Source organism: Marinobacter sp. L-46, assembly GCF_056859535.1.
In genome coordinates, this window is sequence record NZ_JBSXOP010000053.1 from 1 (window position 1) to 13,943 (window position 13,943).

The 13,943-nt window shown below is 58.3% G+C and carries 14 protein-coding genes; 10 read left to right on the plus strand and 4 right to left on the minus strand.

Annotation, left to right across the window (positions count from 1 at the left end; genetic code table 11):
- Positions 1 to 190 (plus strand): hypothetical protein (locus AC13DJ_RS07550; RefSeq protein WP_482933548.1); only part of this gene is annotated, 190 nt, incomplete at its 5' end.
- A 198-nt stretch (positions 191 to 388) separates the two neighbouring features.
- On the opposite strand, the gene AC13DJ_RS07555 is transcribed toward AC13DJ_RS07550, so the two are convergent.
- Positions 389 to 883 carry a MarR family winged helix-turn-helix transcriptional regulator gene (locus AC13DJ_RS07555; RefSeq protein ID WP_022988280.1) on the minus strand — a complete coding sequence of 165 codons (495 nt, stop codon included), beginning with the start codon at positions 881 to 883 and terminating at the stop codon, positions 389 to 391.
- Positions 884 to 1,086: 203 nt separating this feature from the next.
- Here AC13DJ_RS07555 and AC13DJ_RS07560 point away from each other — a divergent pair, with 203 nt between their 5' ends.
- From AC13DJ_RS07560 to AC13DJ_RS07585, 6 genes are all read left to right on the plus strand, one after another.
- Positions 1,087 to 1,998, plus strand: coding sequence for a TPR end-of-group domain-containing protein (locus tag AC13DJ_RS07560; protein WP_482933549.1), 912 nt, complete (start codon positions 1,087 to 1,089; stop codon positions 1,996 to 1,998).
- Positions 1,999 to 2,181: 183 nt separating this feature from the next.
- Positions 2,182 to 3,294: a branched-chain amino acid ABC transporter substrate-binding protein gene (locus tag AC13DJ_RS07565; protein WP_473801539.1), complete on the plus strand. Its 1,113-nt coding sequence runs from the start codon at positions 2,182 to 2,184 to the stop codon at positions 3,292 to 3,294.
- Between the two features lie 98 nt (positions 3,295 to 3,392).
- On the plus strand, positions 3,393 to 4,316 hold the full coding sequence (gene livH / locus AC13DJ_RS07570) for a high-affinity branched-chain amino acid ABC transporter permease LivH (protein ID WP_058341789.1): 924 nt from the start codon (positions 3,393 to 3,395) through the stop codon (positions 4,314 to 4,316).
- On the plus strand, positions 4,316 to 5,587 hold the full coding sequence (locus tag AC13DJ_RS07575; protein WP_473801538.1) for a high-affinity branched-chain amino acid ABC transporter permease LivM: 1,272 nt from the start codon (positions 4,316 to 4,318) through the stop codon (positions 5,585 to 5,587). The genes livH and AC13DJ_RS07575 overlap by 1 nt, the downstream gene beginning before the upstream one ends.
- A gap of 5 nt (positions 5,588 to 5,592) precedes the next feature.
- Positions 5,593 to 6,348, plus strand: a complete 756-nt coding sequence (gene livG / locus AC13DJ_RS07580; protein ID WP_022988285.1) for a high-affinity branched-chain amino acid ABC transporter ATP-binding protein LivG — start codon at positions 5,593 to 5,595, stop codon at positions 6,346 to 6,348.
- 9 nt (positions 6,349 to 6,357) lie between these two features.
- Entirely contained in the window at positions 6,358 to 7,059 is a 702-nt protein-coding gene (locus tag AC13DJ_RS07585; RefSeq protein WP_094623627.1) for an ABC transporter ATP-binding protein, read from the plus strand.
- 72 nt (positions 7,060 to 7,131) lie between these two features.
- Here the strand turns inward: AC13DJ_RS07585 and AC13DJ_RS07590 are convergent, their stop codons facing one another.
- Positions 7,132 to 7,566, minus strand: a complete 435-nt coding sequence (locus AC13DJ_RS07590) for a hypothetical protein (protein WP_473801536.1) — start codon at positions 7,564 to 7,566, stop codon at positions 7,132 to 7,134.
- 317 nt (positions 7,567 to 7,883) lie between these two features.
- Between AC13DJ_RS07590 and AC13DJ_RS07595 the strand changes: the two genes are divergently transcribed.
- The 3 genes from AC13DJ_RS07595 (at position 7,884) to AC13DJ_RS07605 (ending at position 11,142) form a co-directional block, all read left to right on the plus strand.
- A complete protein-coding gene (locus AC13DJ_RS07595; RefSeq protein WP_058341792.1) occupies positions 7,884 to 8,348 on the plus strand; it encodes a DUF3015 domain-containing protein in 465 nt (154 codons plus the stop codon).
- 83 nt (positions 8,349 to 8,431) lie between these two features.
- Positions 8,432 to 10,297: an Lnb N-terminal periplasmic domain-containing protein gene (locus AC13DJ_RS07600; RefSeq protein WP_473801535.1), complete on the plus strand. Its 1,866-nt coding sequence runs from the start codon at positions 8,432 to 8,434 to the stop codon at positions 10,295 to 10,297.
- Positions 10,267 to 11,142, plus strand: coding sequence for an alpha/beta hydrolase (locus AC13DJ_RS07605; protein ID WP_482933550.1), 876 nt, complete (start codon positions 10,267 to 10,269; stop codon positions 11,140 to 11,142). The genes AC13DJ_RS07600 and AC13DJ_RS07605 overlap by 31 nt, the downstream gene beginning before the upstream one ends.
- Before the next feature lie 97 nt (positions 11,143 to 11,239).
- Here AC13DJ_RS07605 and pnp read toward each other — a convergent pair whose 3' ends face one another.
- Both pnp and rpsO read right to left on the minus strand, forming a co-directional pair.
- Positions 11,240 to 13,354 carry a polyribonucleotide nucleotidyltransferase gene (gene pnp / locus AC13DJ_RS07610; protein WP_227498287.1) on the minus strand — a complete coding sequence of 705 codons (2,115 nt, stop codon included), beginning with the start codon at positions 13,352 to 13,354 and terminating at the stop codon, positions 11,240 to 11,242.
- A 298-nt stretch (positions 13,355 to 13,652) separates the two neighbouring features.
- Positions 13,653 to 13,922 carry a 30S ribosomal protein S15 gene (rpsO, locus tag AC13DJ_RS07615; protein WP_011786757.1) on the minus strand — a complete coding sequence of 90 codons (270 nt, stop codon included), beginning with the start codon at positions 13,920 to 13,922 and terminating at the stop codon, positions 13,653 to 13,655.
- Between the last annotated feature and the right edge of the window lie 21 nt (positions 13,923 to 13,943).

The following is a 13,943-nucleotide window of genomic DNA, read 5'->3' on the forward strand; positions in this document are numbered from 1 at the left end:
AGGTTTTTGCCAGGTCGATGCCGATCACGGTATTCTGATGCATGGTCTCCTCCTTAACTCGCTGGATAGTGTCAGCAACATCTATCCTGGCGCATTGCGACGCCGATTTGGAGTGGGGAGGAGACCATCCCATCTCGGAAGGACACGGAAAAAAGAAAACTTATTTGCTGACTATAACTCACAAGATTGACGGTTTCGGGCGGGGCACAGGTTTTCTGCCGGAAAAAGATGTCTGAGCGAAGCGAGTTGTTTTTCCAAAGAAAACCTGTGGCCCGCCCGGAACCAGCCACCATGGGTTTCAGGTTGGGTGCCATGGAGGGGAGCCCGAATAAGCCTTGTGCCATGGGGGTCTGTCCACGTAGGGACAGACCCCTTGCCAGACTGCGTCTCAGGCTTTTTCTTTCCAGCCGTCGTCTTTGAGGACAGAGCCTACGGTGAGTACCGGCGAAGCGTCGATGTCGTCGGCGTCCATCATATTGGCCACGCGCTGCAGCGAGGCCAGGATCATGGTCTGCTCCCACTCTGCCAGGCTCTGAAACTTCTGGATGAAATCTTCCTGCAGGGGGTTCGGCGCCCGGGCCAGTATCTCGGCGCCGGCTTCGGTCAGGTGGGCGTGCACCTTGCGCTTGTCCTGGGTGCTGCGCACCCGGTACACCAGCTTACGCAACTCAAGGCGATCCAGAATGGTGGTCACCGTGGCCTGGCTCAGGCTCACATTCTCGGCAATGGTGCCGATGGTCACCTCACCCAAGTCCCGGATGGTGCGCATAATCAGAAGCTGCGGCCCGGTCAGGCCTGCATGCTTGCTCAACCGCTTGGAATGCAGATCCGTTGCCCGGATAACCCGCCGAAGTGCTACCAACACCTGCTCGTAATTATTCACACCCTACTCCACTCAGGATCAGTTATTTATACCTCTAATTATTAGAGGTCTTTGCACCACAGAATGCAAGTGGCGGATATTACCTAGCTTGCGCCCTTTCTACCCGCTGTATTCAACACCCCATGCGGCATTATTTCCGCCAGCCACTATGCTAAGGTCATCACCTGCCAGCCAATACATGCACCAGAAAACGGAAACGGTTGATGATCAGGTACTTTCTAGCGTTCGTCTTTGCACTCGCCTTCGCCACCACACTCCAGGCACAACAGCAGCAACTGGGGCCGGACAAAGAGCTCACCGCAGAAGACGTTGAGGAAAGCATCAAAACCCTCGAAAAGCCCATGTACACCCCGTTTGTGGAGCTGTACCTGCTGGACGAGTCCAAGGCCCTGCGCAAGGAAATGCAGGACACCCGGGCCGAGTTGATCGAAAAGGTGGTAGAGAAAGAACTGTCCGTGGCCGACAAGTCCATGTCTTACGCCACCGATACCGTTACCTACTTCTTCTACCTGATTGCCGGTGCCACCTCCATCCTGGTGGTGATCGGCTGGAACTCCATCCGGGACATGCGGAACCAGCTCACCAGCCTGGCCGAAAAGCGGGTGAACGAACTGGTGGTGGAATACGAACAGCGGCTGAAGTTTATTGAAGAACAGTTGCAGCAGAAATCCGAGATCATCCACCAGAACCAGGCGGAGATTGAGCGCACCAACGAGGTGCACGCGCTCTGGTTGAAGGCAAGCCAGGAAACCTCCCAGCAAAACAAGATCGCCGCCTACGACCAGATTCTGGACCTCCGGCCAGACGATGTGGAGGCCCTGAGCTACAAGGCCGATGCGGTTCTGGAAATGCGCGAGCCCCTATGGGCTATCAGCCTGTGCCAGCGGGCACTGAAACTGGCCCCGGATAACGGCCACGCCCATTACCAGCTGGCCTGTGCCTACGCCGAGATCGGCCGCTGGGAAGATGCGGTGGCCACGCTGGAAAAAGCCATCGACATTTCCGAGGCTTACCGGGATGACGCCTCGGTAGACCCGAGTTTTGAACAGCTGCAGGATCACGAGACTTTCAGGAACCTGGTCTTTATTGACCAGGACGACAGCACGGACGCGTAATCATCCGGAGACCGGCACGGCGTTTGCTGTTTCAACTTCGACGTTTGTTATTTCAACTTCGAAGAGTAACGCTGTGTTCCGGAGCAAATGCCTCAGCTCCCATGCTTGACAAGGCTCGGGTGGTGGTGTTTCTTAAGTCTCTGAAAACATAAGAATAACCCTGACACAAACAGGAAAAACACGATGAATACCTCCGTAAAGAAACTCGTTACCGCTGTAAGCGCCTCCGTTGCCTTGATGGCTGCCGGCCAGGCTGCTGCTGAAATCAAGATTGGTATTGCAGGCCCCATGACCGGCCCCGTAGCCCAGTATGGCGACATGCAGTTCTCCGGTTCACGCATGGCCATCGAACGCATCAATGCCGCCGGCGGTGTGATGGGTGAAGAACTCGTTGCCGTTGAAGTGGACGACGTGTGCGACCCCAAGCAGGCCGTAACCGTCGCCAACCGACTGGTGAACGAAGGCGTTCAGTATGTGGTGGGTCACCTGTGCTCAAGCTCTACCCAGCCGGCGTCTGACATCTACGAAGACGAAGGCATCCTGATGATTACCCCGGCCTCCACCAGCCCGGAAATCACCCAGCGCGGCTACGAGCTGGTGTTCCGGACCATTGGCCTGGACAGCATGCAGGGTCCGGTTGCCGGCAACTACATTGCCGCCCAGAAGCCCGAGCGCGTGGCGGTGGTTCACGACAAGCAGCAATACGGTGAAGGTATTGCCACGGCCGTGCGCGACACCCTGAACGATGCCGGCGTTGAAATCGCCATGTTTGAAGGCATCACCGCCGGCGACAAAGACTTCTCTTCCCTGGTTACCAAGATCAAGCAGGCCGACGTGGACTACGTTTATTACGGCGGCTACCACCCGGAGTTGGGGCTGATCCTGCGCCAGGCGCGCCAAGCCGATGTTGATGCCAAGTTCATGGGGCCTGAAGGTGTGGGCAACAAAGACATCAACACCATTGCCGGCGATGCCGCCGAAGGCCTTCTGGTAACCCTGCCACCGGCGTTCGACCAGAAAGAAGAAAACCAGGAACTGGTGGCAGCCTTCGCCGAGAAAGGTGAAGACCCCTCCGGCCCGTTCGTTCTGCCGTCCTACACCGCGGTTCAGCTGATTGCCGAAGGTATCGAGATGGCAGATTCCAAGGACCCGTTCGAGGTAGCCAGCGCCCTGCGTTCCGGCACCTTTGAAACTCCGATCGGCACCGTACAGTACGACAAGGCTGGCGATCTCAAAGCCTTCGAATTTGTTGTGTACGAGTGGCACGCCGACGGCAGCAAGACTCCGGCAAACTAAGCCAGATTCGTTTAATTGCAGTATAAACGAGGGCACCTTCCCGCCGTGATCCGGGGGAAGGTGCCTTTCTGGGCGCTGTTTCTCGGAGCTCCACACCCATGCAAGACCTCCTGTATTTCTTTCAGCAGCTCATTAACGGGCTGACGATCGGGAGCACCTACGCCCTGATCGCCATCGGCTACACGATGGTTTACGGCATCATCGGCATGATCAACTTCGCCCACGGCGAAATCTATATGATCGGCGCCTACACCGCGCTTATTGCCATTACCGGCCTGGCTACCCTCGGCATTGCCTGGCTTCCCCTGATCCTGATTGTCGCACTGCTGTGCGCCGTGATTGTGTCCAGCTCCATGGGCTGGGCGGTAGAACGGATTGCTTACCGGCCGGTTCGTGGCCGGCACCGGCTGATTCCCCTGATTTCCGCCATCGGCATGTCCATCTTCCTGCAGAACTATGTGCACCTGGCCCAGGGCTCACGCAACATCGGTTTTCCGGCCCTGATGGAAGGCAGCTTCCGCTTCGGTTCGGCAGAGGGCTTCCAGCTTTCATTGTCTTACATGCAAATCACCATCTTTATCACCACCCTGGTGTGCATGACCATCCTCAGCCTGTTTATCTCCCGGTCCCGTATCGGCCGCGCCTGCCGGGCTGTGTCGCAGGATCTGGGCATGGCCAACCTGCTGGGTATCGACACCAACCGCATCATCTCTGCCACCTTTGTGATTGGCGCGGCACTGGCTGCGGTGGCCGGCCTGTTGCTGGGCATGTACTACGGTTCGGTTGACCCGCTGTTCGGCTTTATTGCCGGCCTGAAGGCCTTTACCGCAGCGGTACTGGGCGGCATTGGCAGCATTCCGGGCGCCATGCTCGGCGGCCTGATTCTGGGCGTGGCCGAGAGCATGACCTCCGGCTACCTCAGTGGTGAATACAAAGATGTGGTGTCGTTCAGCCTGCTGATCCTGATCCTGCTGTTCAAACCCACCGGACTGCTTGGCAAACCGGAGGTTGAGAAGATCTGATGGCCACTCCCAACTTCAAACATGCGTTGTTCTGCGCAATCGTAACGCTGATTATTGCCTACCCCATTCTGGGCCTGAACCTGGTGGCCCAGGGCACAAAGGTGGGCCTGGAAGGCGCCACCATGTCTACCGTGATCTCGGTGGTGCTGGCCGCGTTCGTGGTGTTTTTCTTCCAGCTGTTCCGCGACAGCATTATGGGTAGCCTGGGCAAACTGCCGAAACTGAACCCGCTGAGCGGGCGCGAGCCCATGCCCCAGGCCAAACGGGCAAAGCTGGAATCCTGGGTGCTCACCGCCATCGTGGTATTTGCCCTGTTCTGGCCGTTTCTGGTGTCCCGCGGCTCGGTGGACCTCGCGACGCTGGTGCTGATCTACGTCATGCTCGCACTGGGCCTGAACGTGGTGGTTGGCCTGGCTGGCCTGCTGGACCTGGGCTACGTGGCTTTTTACGCGGTAGGTGCCTACACCTTTGCGCTGCTGTCGCAGTATTTCGGCTTCAGCTTCTGGGCGGCCTTGCCCATCGGTGCCTGCCTGGCGGCCCTGTTCGGGCTGGTGCTGGGCTTTCCGGTGCTGCGGTTACGGGGTGATTACCTGGCCATTGTGACCCTCGGCTTCGGGGAAATCATCCGCATCCTGCTGAATAACTGGACGGCGGTAACCGGCGGCCCCAACGGCATTGGCGGCATTCCCGAACCCACCCTGTTCGGCATGGAATTCGGCCGGCGGGTGAAGGAAGAAGGCAATACCTCCTTCCACGAAACCTTTGGCATTGCCTACAGCGGCGAGCACAAGGTGATCTTCCTGTACCTGATTGCCCTGGTGCTGGCGGTGATTACCGCACTGGTAATCCGCCGGCTGATGCGCATGCCCGTTGGCCGGGCCTGGGAAGCCCTGCGGGAAGATGAAATTGCTGCCCGTTCGCTCGGCCTCAGCCGCACGGCGGTGAAGCTCTCCGCCTTCACCATCGGTGCTTTCTTTGCCGGCTTCGCCGGTACGGTGTTTGCCTCCAAGCAGGGCTTTATCAGCCCGGAGTCGTTCGTGTTCCTGGAATCCGCCATCATCTTGGCCATTGTGGTGCTGGGCGGCATGGGCTCGCAGATCGGCGTTATCCTCGCCGCCATTGCGGTCACCATCCTGCCGGAGCTGGCCCGGGAGTTTGCCGATTACCGCATGCTGATCTTCGGTGCGGCCATGGTGCTGATGATGGTATGGCGGCCGCAGGGGCTGATGCCCATGCGCAGGATTCACATTGAACTGAAACGGCAGGAGTGACAGGCATGCTAGAAGTATCCAATCTGTCCATGCGCTTTGGCGGCCTGCTGGCAGTCGACCAGGTAAGCCTGGACGTACAGGAACGGGAAATCGTATCGATCATCGGCCCGAACGGGGCCGGTAAAACCACAGTGTTCAACTGCATCAGCGGGTTCTACAAGCCGACCGGCGGCAAGATCCTGTTCGAAGGGCGGGAGATTCAGGGCACGCCTGACTACAAGATCTCCCGGCTGGGCATGGTGCGCACCTTCCAGCACGTGCGGCTGTTCAACCAGATGACGGTGGTGGAAAACCTGCTGGTGGCCCAGCACCGGCACCTGAACACCAACCTGCTGGCAGGCCTGATTAAAACCCCGAACTACCGGGAGCGGGAACAGAAGTCACTGGACCGGGCCACCTACTGGCTCGACCGGGTGGGCCTGCTGGACCTGGCCAACCGGGAAGCCGGCAACCTGGCCTATGGCCAGCAGCGGCGGCTGGAAATTGCCCGCTGCATGGTGACCGAGCCCAAGCTGCTGATGCTGGACGAACCCGCCGCCGGCCTGAACCCGGCCGAAACCAAAGACCTCAACCAGCTGATTGTCAGCCTGAAGTCCGACTACAACGTGTCGGTACTGCTGATCGAGCACGACATGAGCCTGGTTATGGACATTTCCGACCGGATAACCGTGATCAACCAGGGCCGCCCCCTGGCCAGCGGTACCCCGGCAGAAGTCCGCCAGAACGACGATGTGATCAAAGCCTATCTGGGCGAGGCCTGAGGAAACACCATGCTAGTACTGGAAAACGTTCATACCCACTACGGCAAGATCGAGGCCTTGCACGGGGTGTCTGTGGAGGTGAACAAAGGCGAAATTGTCTCCCTGATCGGTGCCAACGGCGCCGGCAAGACCACCCTGCTGATGACCGTTTGCGGCAACCCGCAAGCCAGCGCCGGCCGGGTCATTCTGGAAGGCCGCGATATCACCAACGAAGCCACCTCCAACATCATGCGTTCCGGCATTGCCATTGTGCCGGAAGGCCGGCGGGTGTTCTCGGGGCTGACGGTGGAAGAGAACCTGCATATGGGGGGATTCTTCAACACCAAGGCCGAAATCCGCAAAAGCCAGGAGCACGTGTACGAGCTGTTCCCGCGCCTGAAAGAGCGGGAGCACCAGAGGGCCGGCACCATGTCGGGCGGTGAACAGCAGATGCTGGCCATCGGCCGGGCACTGATGAGCAAACCCAGAATGATCATCCTGGATGAGCCCTCACTGGGTCTGGCTCCGATCATCATCCAGCAGATCTTCGAGATCATCGGTCACCTGCGCGAAGAAGGCATAACGGTGTTTCTGGTGGAGCAGAACGCCCATCAGGCGCTGAACCTGGCAGACCGGGGCTATGTACTGGAAACCGGGCGTATCCGCCTGCACGATACCGGAAAAAACCTGTTGGCGAACCCGGAGGTGCGGGAGGCTTACCTGGGGGGTTAAGGCTGCCTGAAAAACACAAAAGCCGGAGAGGTCCTGCCCTGCTCCGGCTTTTTTCTGGCATGGCCAGATCCGTTACTCTACGCTGCGGATCGTGCCCTTATAACCTTCAACGGTTACGTCGATGGTGCCGTAAACAAGATAGTCATTCTTCTTTACGATGTAGCGCGGAGCTACAATCACATCGGCGCCAGAGGTTTTGATGGCATTATAGGCTGCAGCAGACTTCACCGCAGAAACCGGATCCAGGCCACCCAGCCCCAGACCGCTGCCACCGCCGTTGCCGTAGGTCATGCCATCGGCGTATTCGCTGTCGTCACTCATGGTGAAGAACAGGATCTTGGTTGCAGAGGATTTGCCAGTGATCTTCTCACCCACTTCGATATCGGCCTTGATATCGGTGGTTACGCTGCCTTGCAGGGGAACCGGGGTGGAGCTGACATTCAGGGAGGAACAACCGGACATTGCGCCGGCGACCAGAAGGGTAGATGCAATCAGTGCTTTTTTCACGAAACTTCTCCATGTGTTGTTACTCGGCCGTCATGGCCGCGCGCACTATACTGAAAGCGCCTGCTTATGACAAGAGCGGTTAAATTTTGAGAAAACCATCACATTTAGGCATAAGAAACCTCTTCGCCACGCCTCCCCGCCAATCCCTCCCTATTCCAATACACTGATTTATTTACCCAAGCCAGTTTTGATCTATACTCGTAGTAACGGTCTTCAACCAAACCGGCACCGGCCGGGGCCGTTGTCTTGCAGCCAACCCAGGAAATTCCGGTTGCAGGGTATGCGACGAAGCAAAAAACCACATAAAGGAGTGGATAATGAAAAAACTGATCGCAGGTGCAATTCTTCTTGGCGCATCTTCCATGGCATTCGCCCAGCCCGGCTGTGGTGTTGGCGCCATGATCTGGAAAGGCCAATCCGGTATTGCTCCACACGTACTGGCCGCCACCACCAACGGAACCTTCGGTAACCAGACTTTCGGTATGACCACCGGTACTCTGGGCTGCTCCACCAACCAGTCTGTGCAATCCATGGCTATGTACATGGACAGCAACATCGACAAGGTTGCCCGTGACATGTCCCGTGGTTCCGGCGAAAACCTGGACACCCTGGCCGTTCTGCTGGGTGTAGAAGAAGCCGACCGTGATACCTTCCGCAAAGTACTGCAAGACAACTTTGCAGCCATTTTCCCGAACTCTGACACCACCTCCGGTGAAGCGGTAGATTCCATCGTTTCCCTGATGGAGCAGGACGAGTCTCTGAGCAAGTACGTAGCCGCCTGATCGGCTAAACCCGAAGGATTGAACCCGCGCCATGGATGGCGCACTATCGCCGTACCAATCTAAACCGGACGTAAACAATTCCCATGGGCTACCCCTTGCGCACTGGGCAGGCTGCACTCTGGCTTGCATGTTCACTCGCAACCCCGGCAACCTTTGCCGCCATTCCCGACAACCTTCACGAACATCCGGTATGGCTCACGCTTGGCCACTACCACCAGGATACCCTGGGCTCCGGTTTCACCAGCCAGGCAGACGACCCTGCGTTTTTCCTGAGCGAGAATGGCAAAACCTCACCGGAAGCAGAACTACAGGCAACCCTGGAAGCCATCCGCCAGCCCGGCGGTGGTGATGACCATGCCCGCTGCCGTTTCCCGGCCCGGGATGCCTGGTTGCGGGAACAACTGGATTTACCGAACACCCCGGTAGACTGCCCGGCTTACGACGAATGGGCCGAGACCCTGAACACCGAGAAAGTCACCCTGGTGTTTGCGGCCTCGTACCTGAACAGCCCGTCCTCCATGTTCGGCCACACCTTCCTGCGGCTGGACCCGCCCCAGGACGACGAAGAAACCGATCTGCTGCTGGCCAACACCATTTCCTACGCAGCCGATGCCGCCGAACACGACAGCGAACTGCTGTTTGCGTATCGCGGAATCTTCGGTGGCTATCCGGGCATCACAGCTATCCAGCCCTATTACGAAATGATCCGGCTGTACAACGACATCGAACACCGGGACCTGTGGGAATACACCCTGAACCTCACCCAGCCGGAGGTCGACACGCTGCTGGCCCATACCTGGGAGATTCAGGACAAGAACTTTGACTATTACTTCTTCGACGAAAACTGTGCCTACCGCCTGCTGGCACTGATTGACGCCGCCCGCCCGGGCACAGACCTGCTGGATGAAGTAAGCACTCACGCCATTCCGTCTGACACCGTACGCTGGGTAAGGGATGCCGGGCTTGTGGAAAGCATTCATTACCGCCCCTCCGCCGCCACCTCCGTTGCCCACAGCCTCGACAGCCTGCCTCCTGAACACCGGACCATCGCCGCTGCGGTCGCCAACGGCTATGTGGATGTGAACGGGCCGGAAGTCCGGGAGCTGGAGAAGAACGACCGTGCCCAATTGCTGGACGCCACCTACGACTACGTGCGCTACCAAAGCGAAGCCGAAGGCTGGCCCCGGGAACATGCCGCACCGCTATCCCATGACTTGTTGGTGTCCCGCAGCAAGATTGACGGCGCCGAAGAGTTGCCGAAGGTGCCAGAGCCTGAAATCCGCGACGACCAGGGCCATGACACCTTCCGCCTGAGCCTGGGCTCCGGCCAGCTGGCCCACCGCGAATTCACCCAGCTGACTCTCCGGCCCGCCTACCACGATGTGCTGGACCCGCCCGCCGGTTACCGCACCGGTGCGCAGCTGCAATTCCTGCGCCTCGACGCCCGCCTCTACCACGACAACGACGAACTGCAGGTAGAGCAGATCACCGGGGTGGAAATACGCTCCCTGAGCCCGAGAAACCAGTTCTTCTCGCCAATCTCGTGGCAGGTGGGCTTTGGTGGCCGCCGCACCGATACCGGTGATAACCGCGTGCTCACGCCCTACCTGGAAGGTGGTGCCGGTGGCAGCTGGGGCCTTGGCCAGAATACCCAGGCGTTCGCCATTGCCACCGCCGATGTGGAAATCGATGACGACCTGCGCCGCGGCCACGATTTCGCCCCCGGTGCAGACCTCGGCCTGCTGCACCAGAACAACCGCTTCAGCCTGCTGGCCGGCGCAAAAACCAAGGCCTGGATCATCAGCAGCCAGCACCGGCAAGACCAGCTGTACGCCGAAGGCAACTGGCACATCGGCCGGGAGTTCAGCGTATTCGCCAAATTCACCCGGGAAGACCACTTCGACAGGTACCAAAGCACATGGCAAGCCGGCCTTCACGCCTACTTCTGAACCCCAGGGCGGCCATCGTCGCCCTGCTGGCCATCACCGCACTGCTGCAAACCGGCTGCAGCAGCGTGTTCTTCTACCCGGACAAAACCACCTACATCACCCCGGATCGCCTCAACCTGGACTACCAGGATATCTACCTCGACACTGCAGACGGCGAAACCCTCCACGGCTGGTGGCTCCCGGCCCTCACCGACGAGCCCGCCAAGGGCACGGTTTACTACCTGCACGGCAACGCCCAGAACGTCAGCGCCCACATCCTCAACGCCGCATGGCTGCCAGAACAGGGCTACAACGTATTCACCCTCGACTATCGCGGTTACGGCCAGTCTACTGGTGCACCCGATATCGAAGGCGCTTTACACGACGTAGAAACCGGCCTACGCTGGCTGATCGAACAGGAAGACACACACAACCGCCCGCTTTACCTGCTGGGCCAGAGCCTCGGTGGAGCCCTGGGCGTTGCCCTCGCCAGCGAATGGGTGCAGCGCAACGAACAACCCGAACTCAATGGCCTCATCCTCGACGGCACCTTCTCCGGCTTCCGCTACATCGCCCGGGAGAAGCTCGGCCTGTTCTGGCTCACCTGGCCGTTCCAGTACCCCCTGAGCTGGACCATTCCGGATGACTACGAAGGCACCGACAGGATCGCCGGTGTGTCACCGGTGCCGGTGATGATTATCCACAGCGTGCGTGATGGCATTATTCCGTTCGAGCATGGTGTGCGGTTGTATGAAGCGGCGGAGCAGCCGAAGGAATTTTTGCGAACAGATACTCCCCATGCGGCGACGTTTGTAATTCCGGCGTACAGGGAGGCAGTGCTGGAGTTTATGGAAAAGAATTTTTAGCCACTAAACCCACAAAATCACACGAAAAAAATAAAAGCTTATTAAACAGAAAACCCGCCATGAAGGCGGGTTTTCGTGTTACTGACTAACTGAAAAATCAGTCAGCGAAGTCAGTCGGCTGCTCGCCTTCCTTAACTTCCTTCATGGACAGCTTCACGCGGCCACGGTTGTCGACATCCAGAACCTTAACCAGAACTTCCTGACCTTCGCTCAGCTCATCAGTCACGTTCTCGATACGGCGCTCGGAGATCTGGGAAATGTGCACCAGACCATCCTTACCCGGCAGGATGTTAACGAAGGCACCGAAGTCCACAATGCGCTCAACGCGGCCCTTGTAGATTGCGCCCACTTCGATCTCGGCAGTGATTTCCTTGACCCGGTTTACAGCAGCCTGAGCGGCGGCAGCATCAGCGGCATAGATCTTCACGTTGCCGTCGTCGTCCAGGTCGATGGAAGCACCGGTCTCGTCGCAGATACCACGGATGGTAGCGCCACCCTTACCGATAACATCACGGATCTTGTCCGGATGGATCTTGATGGTGGTGATGCTCGGAGCGCGCTCAGACAGCTCGGCGCGGGGCTCGGCGATAACCTTGTTCATCTCGTCCAGGATGTGCAGACGCGCAGCGTTGGCCTGCTCCAGGGCGATTTCCATGATCTCGTCGGTAATACCCTGGATTTTGATATCCATCTGCAGGGCAGTTACGCCGTCTTTGGTACCGGCAACCTTGAAGTCCATGTCGCCCAGGTGGTCTTCGTCACCCAGGATGTCAGTCAGAACGGCAAACTTGTCGCCTTCCTTGACCAGACCCATGGCGATACCGGCAACTGGCGCCTTAAGGGGCACACCAGCGTCCATCAGAGCCAGGGAAGAACCACATACGGAAGCCATGGAGCTGGAACCGTTGGATTCAGTGATCTCGGATACCGCACGGATGGCGTACGGGAATTCTTCGATGGTCGGCATAACCGCGGCGACACCACGCTTGGCCAGGCGACCATGACCGATTTCACGACGGCCCGGGCTACCCATACGGCCAGCTTCACCTACGGAGTACGGAGGGAAGTTGTAGTGGAACAGGAACGGGTCTTTGCGCTCACCTTCCAGGGCATCGATGATCTGCACGTCACGGGTGGTACCCAAGGTGGCAGTTACGATGGCCTGGGTCTCGCCACGAGTGAACAGGGCAGAACCGTGAACGGACGGCAGTACGCCAACTTCGACCTTGATCGGGCGAACGGTTTTGTTGTCACGGCCATCGATACGGGGCTTGCCTTCGATAACCTGCAGGCGAACCACAGACTTCTCGACCTTGCCGAAGTACTTCTTCACTTCCTCTTCGGAAGGCTGGCCTTCTTCTTCACCGGCCAGTTTTTCAACGGCGGCAGATTTGATCTCGCCCAGACGCTCGTAACGGGCCATCTTGTCGCGGATCGCGTAGGCTTCTTCGATGGCACCACCGAATTCGGCCTTGATAGCGTTCAGCAGCTCGGTGTTCTCTGCCTCAGGCTGCCATTCCCAGCGCGGCTTGCCGTTTTCAGCAGCAAATTCCTTGATGGCGTTGATGGCAGTCTGCATTTCCTGGTGGGCGAACAGTACCGCGCCCAGCATCTGGTCTTCAGTCAGGCCCTTGGCCTCGGACTCAACCATCAGTACCGCTTCGTCGGTACCGGCCACAACCATGTCCAGCAGGGAGCTGCCCAGCTCTTCGAAGGTCGGGTTCAGGAAGTAGCCTTTCTCGTTGGTGTAACCCACACGGGCAGCACCAATCGGGCCGTCGAACGGGATACCGGAGATGGCCAGGGCTGCAGAGGCAGCCAGCATGGCAGCGATGTCCGGGTCCTGGTTCTTGCTGGACGACATAACCGTCAGCACAACCTGGACTTCGTTCATGTAGCCGCTTGGGAACAGCGGGCGGATCGGACGGTCGATCAGGCGGGAGGTCAGGGTCTCTTTCTCGGACGGACGACCTTCACGCTTGAAGAAGCCACCCGGGATTTTACCGGCGGCGTAGGTTTTTTCCTGGTAGTTCACTGTCAGGGGGAAAAAGCCCTGGCCCGGCTTGGGCTCTTTGGCGCCTACAACGGTGCCCAGAACAGAGATGTCACCACAGCTCACCAGTACTGCGCCAGTGGCCTGGCGGGCGATGCGGCCAGTTTCCAGGGTGAAGGTTTCGCCACCCATTTCAAATGTTTTAATACGTGGTTGCAGATCCACAATAAACTCCTGCTTTTTCAGTTATGAACTCGGGTTTCAACTGCAGCAGCTTGACCTGTGAACCGAAAGGCAACCCGTCTGAAAGCTAACAGGCTGTTGTAAAACCCCGGCTGGGACTGTGGTTTCCCGACAGCACCCGGGCTTTCAACAACCTGCTATCAATATCGGCTTTCCATTAGACAGAGAAAATCCTTCGGTTTCACTGACAAATCAACTGCAGTAAAAATAACGGGAGAACAGCGCGTTAAAGGCCGGGACAAGCCCGGCCTTTACCTTCAGGTCGAAACCCGGATTAGCGACGCAGACCCAGACGCTGGATGAGTTCCAGGTAACGGTCGGCGTTTTTACGCTTCAGGTAGTCCAGCAGCTTACGACGCTGGTTTACCATCCGGATCAGGCCGCGGCGGGAATGGTGATCCTGCTTGTTGGCCTTGAAGTGATCCTGCAGCTTGTTGATGTTGGCGCTCAGCAGAGCTACCTGAACCTCAGGGGAACCGGTATCGCCATCACCTTGCTGAAAATCCTTAACGATCTGAGCTTTCTCACTGGCAGAAAGTGCCATATTACACCTCATAGGTTGCGA

Bases quoted from the DNA above. Each gene is read 5' to 3' on its own strand.
- AC13DJ_RS07560 (WP_482933549.1), top strand. From the start codon at position 1,087: ATGATCAGGTACTTTCTAGCGTTCGTCTTTGCACTCGCCTTCGCCACC.
- AC13DJ_RS07565 (WP_473801539.1), top strand. From the start codon at position 2,182: ATGAATACCTCCGTAAAGAAACTCGTTACCGCTGTAAGCGCCTCCGTT.
- livH (WP_058341789.1), top strand. From the start codon at position 3,393: ATGCAAGACCTCCTGTATTTCTTTCAGCAGCTCATTAACGGGCTGACG.
- AC13DJ_RS07575 (WP_473801538.1), top strand. From the start codon at position 4,316: ATGGCCACTCCCAACTTCAAACATGCGTTGTTCTGCGCAATCGTAACG.
- livG (WP_022988285.1), top strand. From the start codon at position 5,593: ATGCTAGAAGTATCCAATCTGTCCATGCGCTTTGGCGGCCTGCTGGCA.
- AC13DJ_RS07585 (WP_094623627.1), top strand. From the start codon at position 6,358: ATGCTAGTACTGGAAAACGTTCATACCCACTACGGCAAGATCGAGGCC.
- AC13DJ_RS07595 (WP_058341792.1), top strand. From the start codon at position 7,884: ATGAAAAAACTGATCGCAGGTGCAATTCTTCTTGGCGCATCTTCCATG.
- AC13DJ_RS07600 (WP_473801535.1), top strand. From the start codon at position 8,432: ATGGGCTACCCCTTGCGCACTGGGCAGGCTGCACTCTGGCTTGCATGT.
- AC13DJ_RS07605 (WP_482933550.1), top strand. From the start codon at position 10,267: ATGGCAAGCCGGCCTTCACGCCTACTTCTGAACCCCAGGGCGGCCATC.
- rpsO (WP_011786757.1), bottom strand. From the start codon at position 13,922: ATGGCACTTTCTGCCAGTGAGAAAGCTCAGATCGTTAAGGATTTTCAG.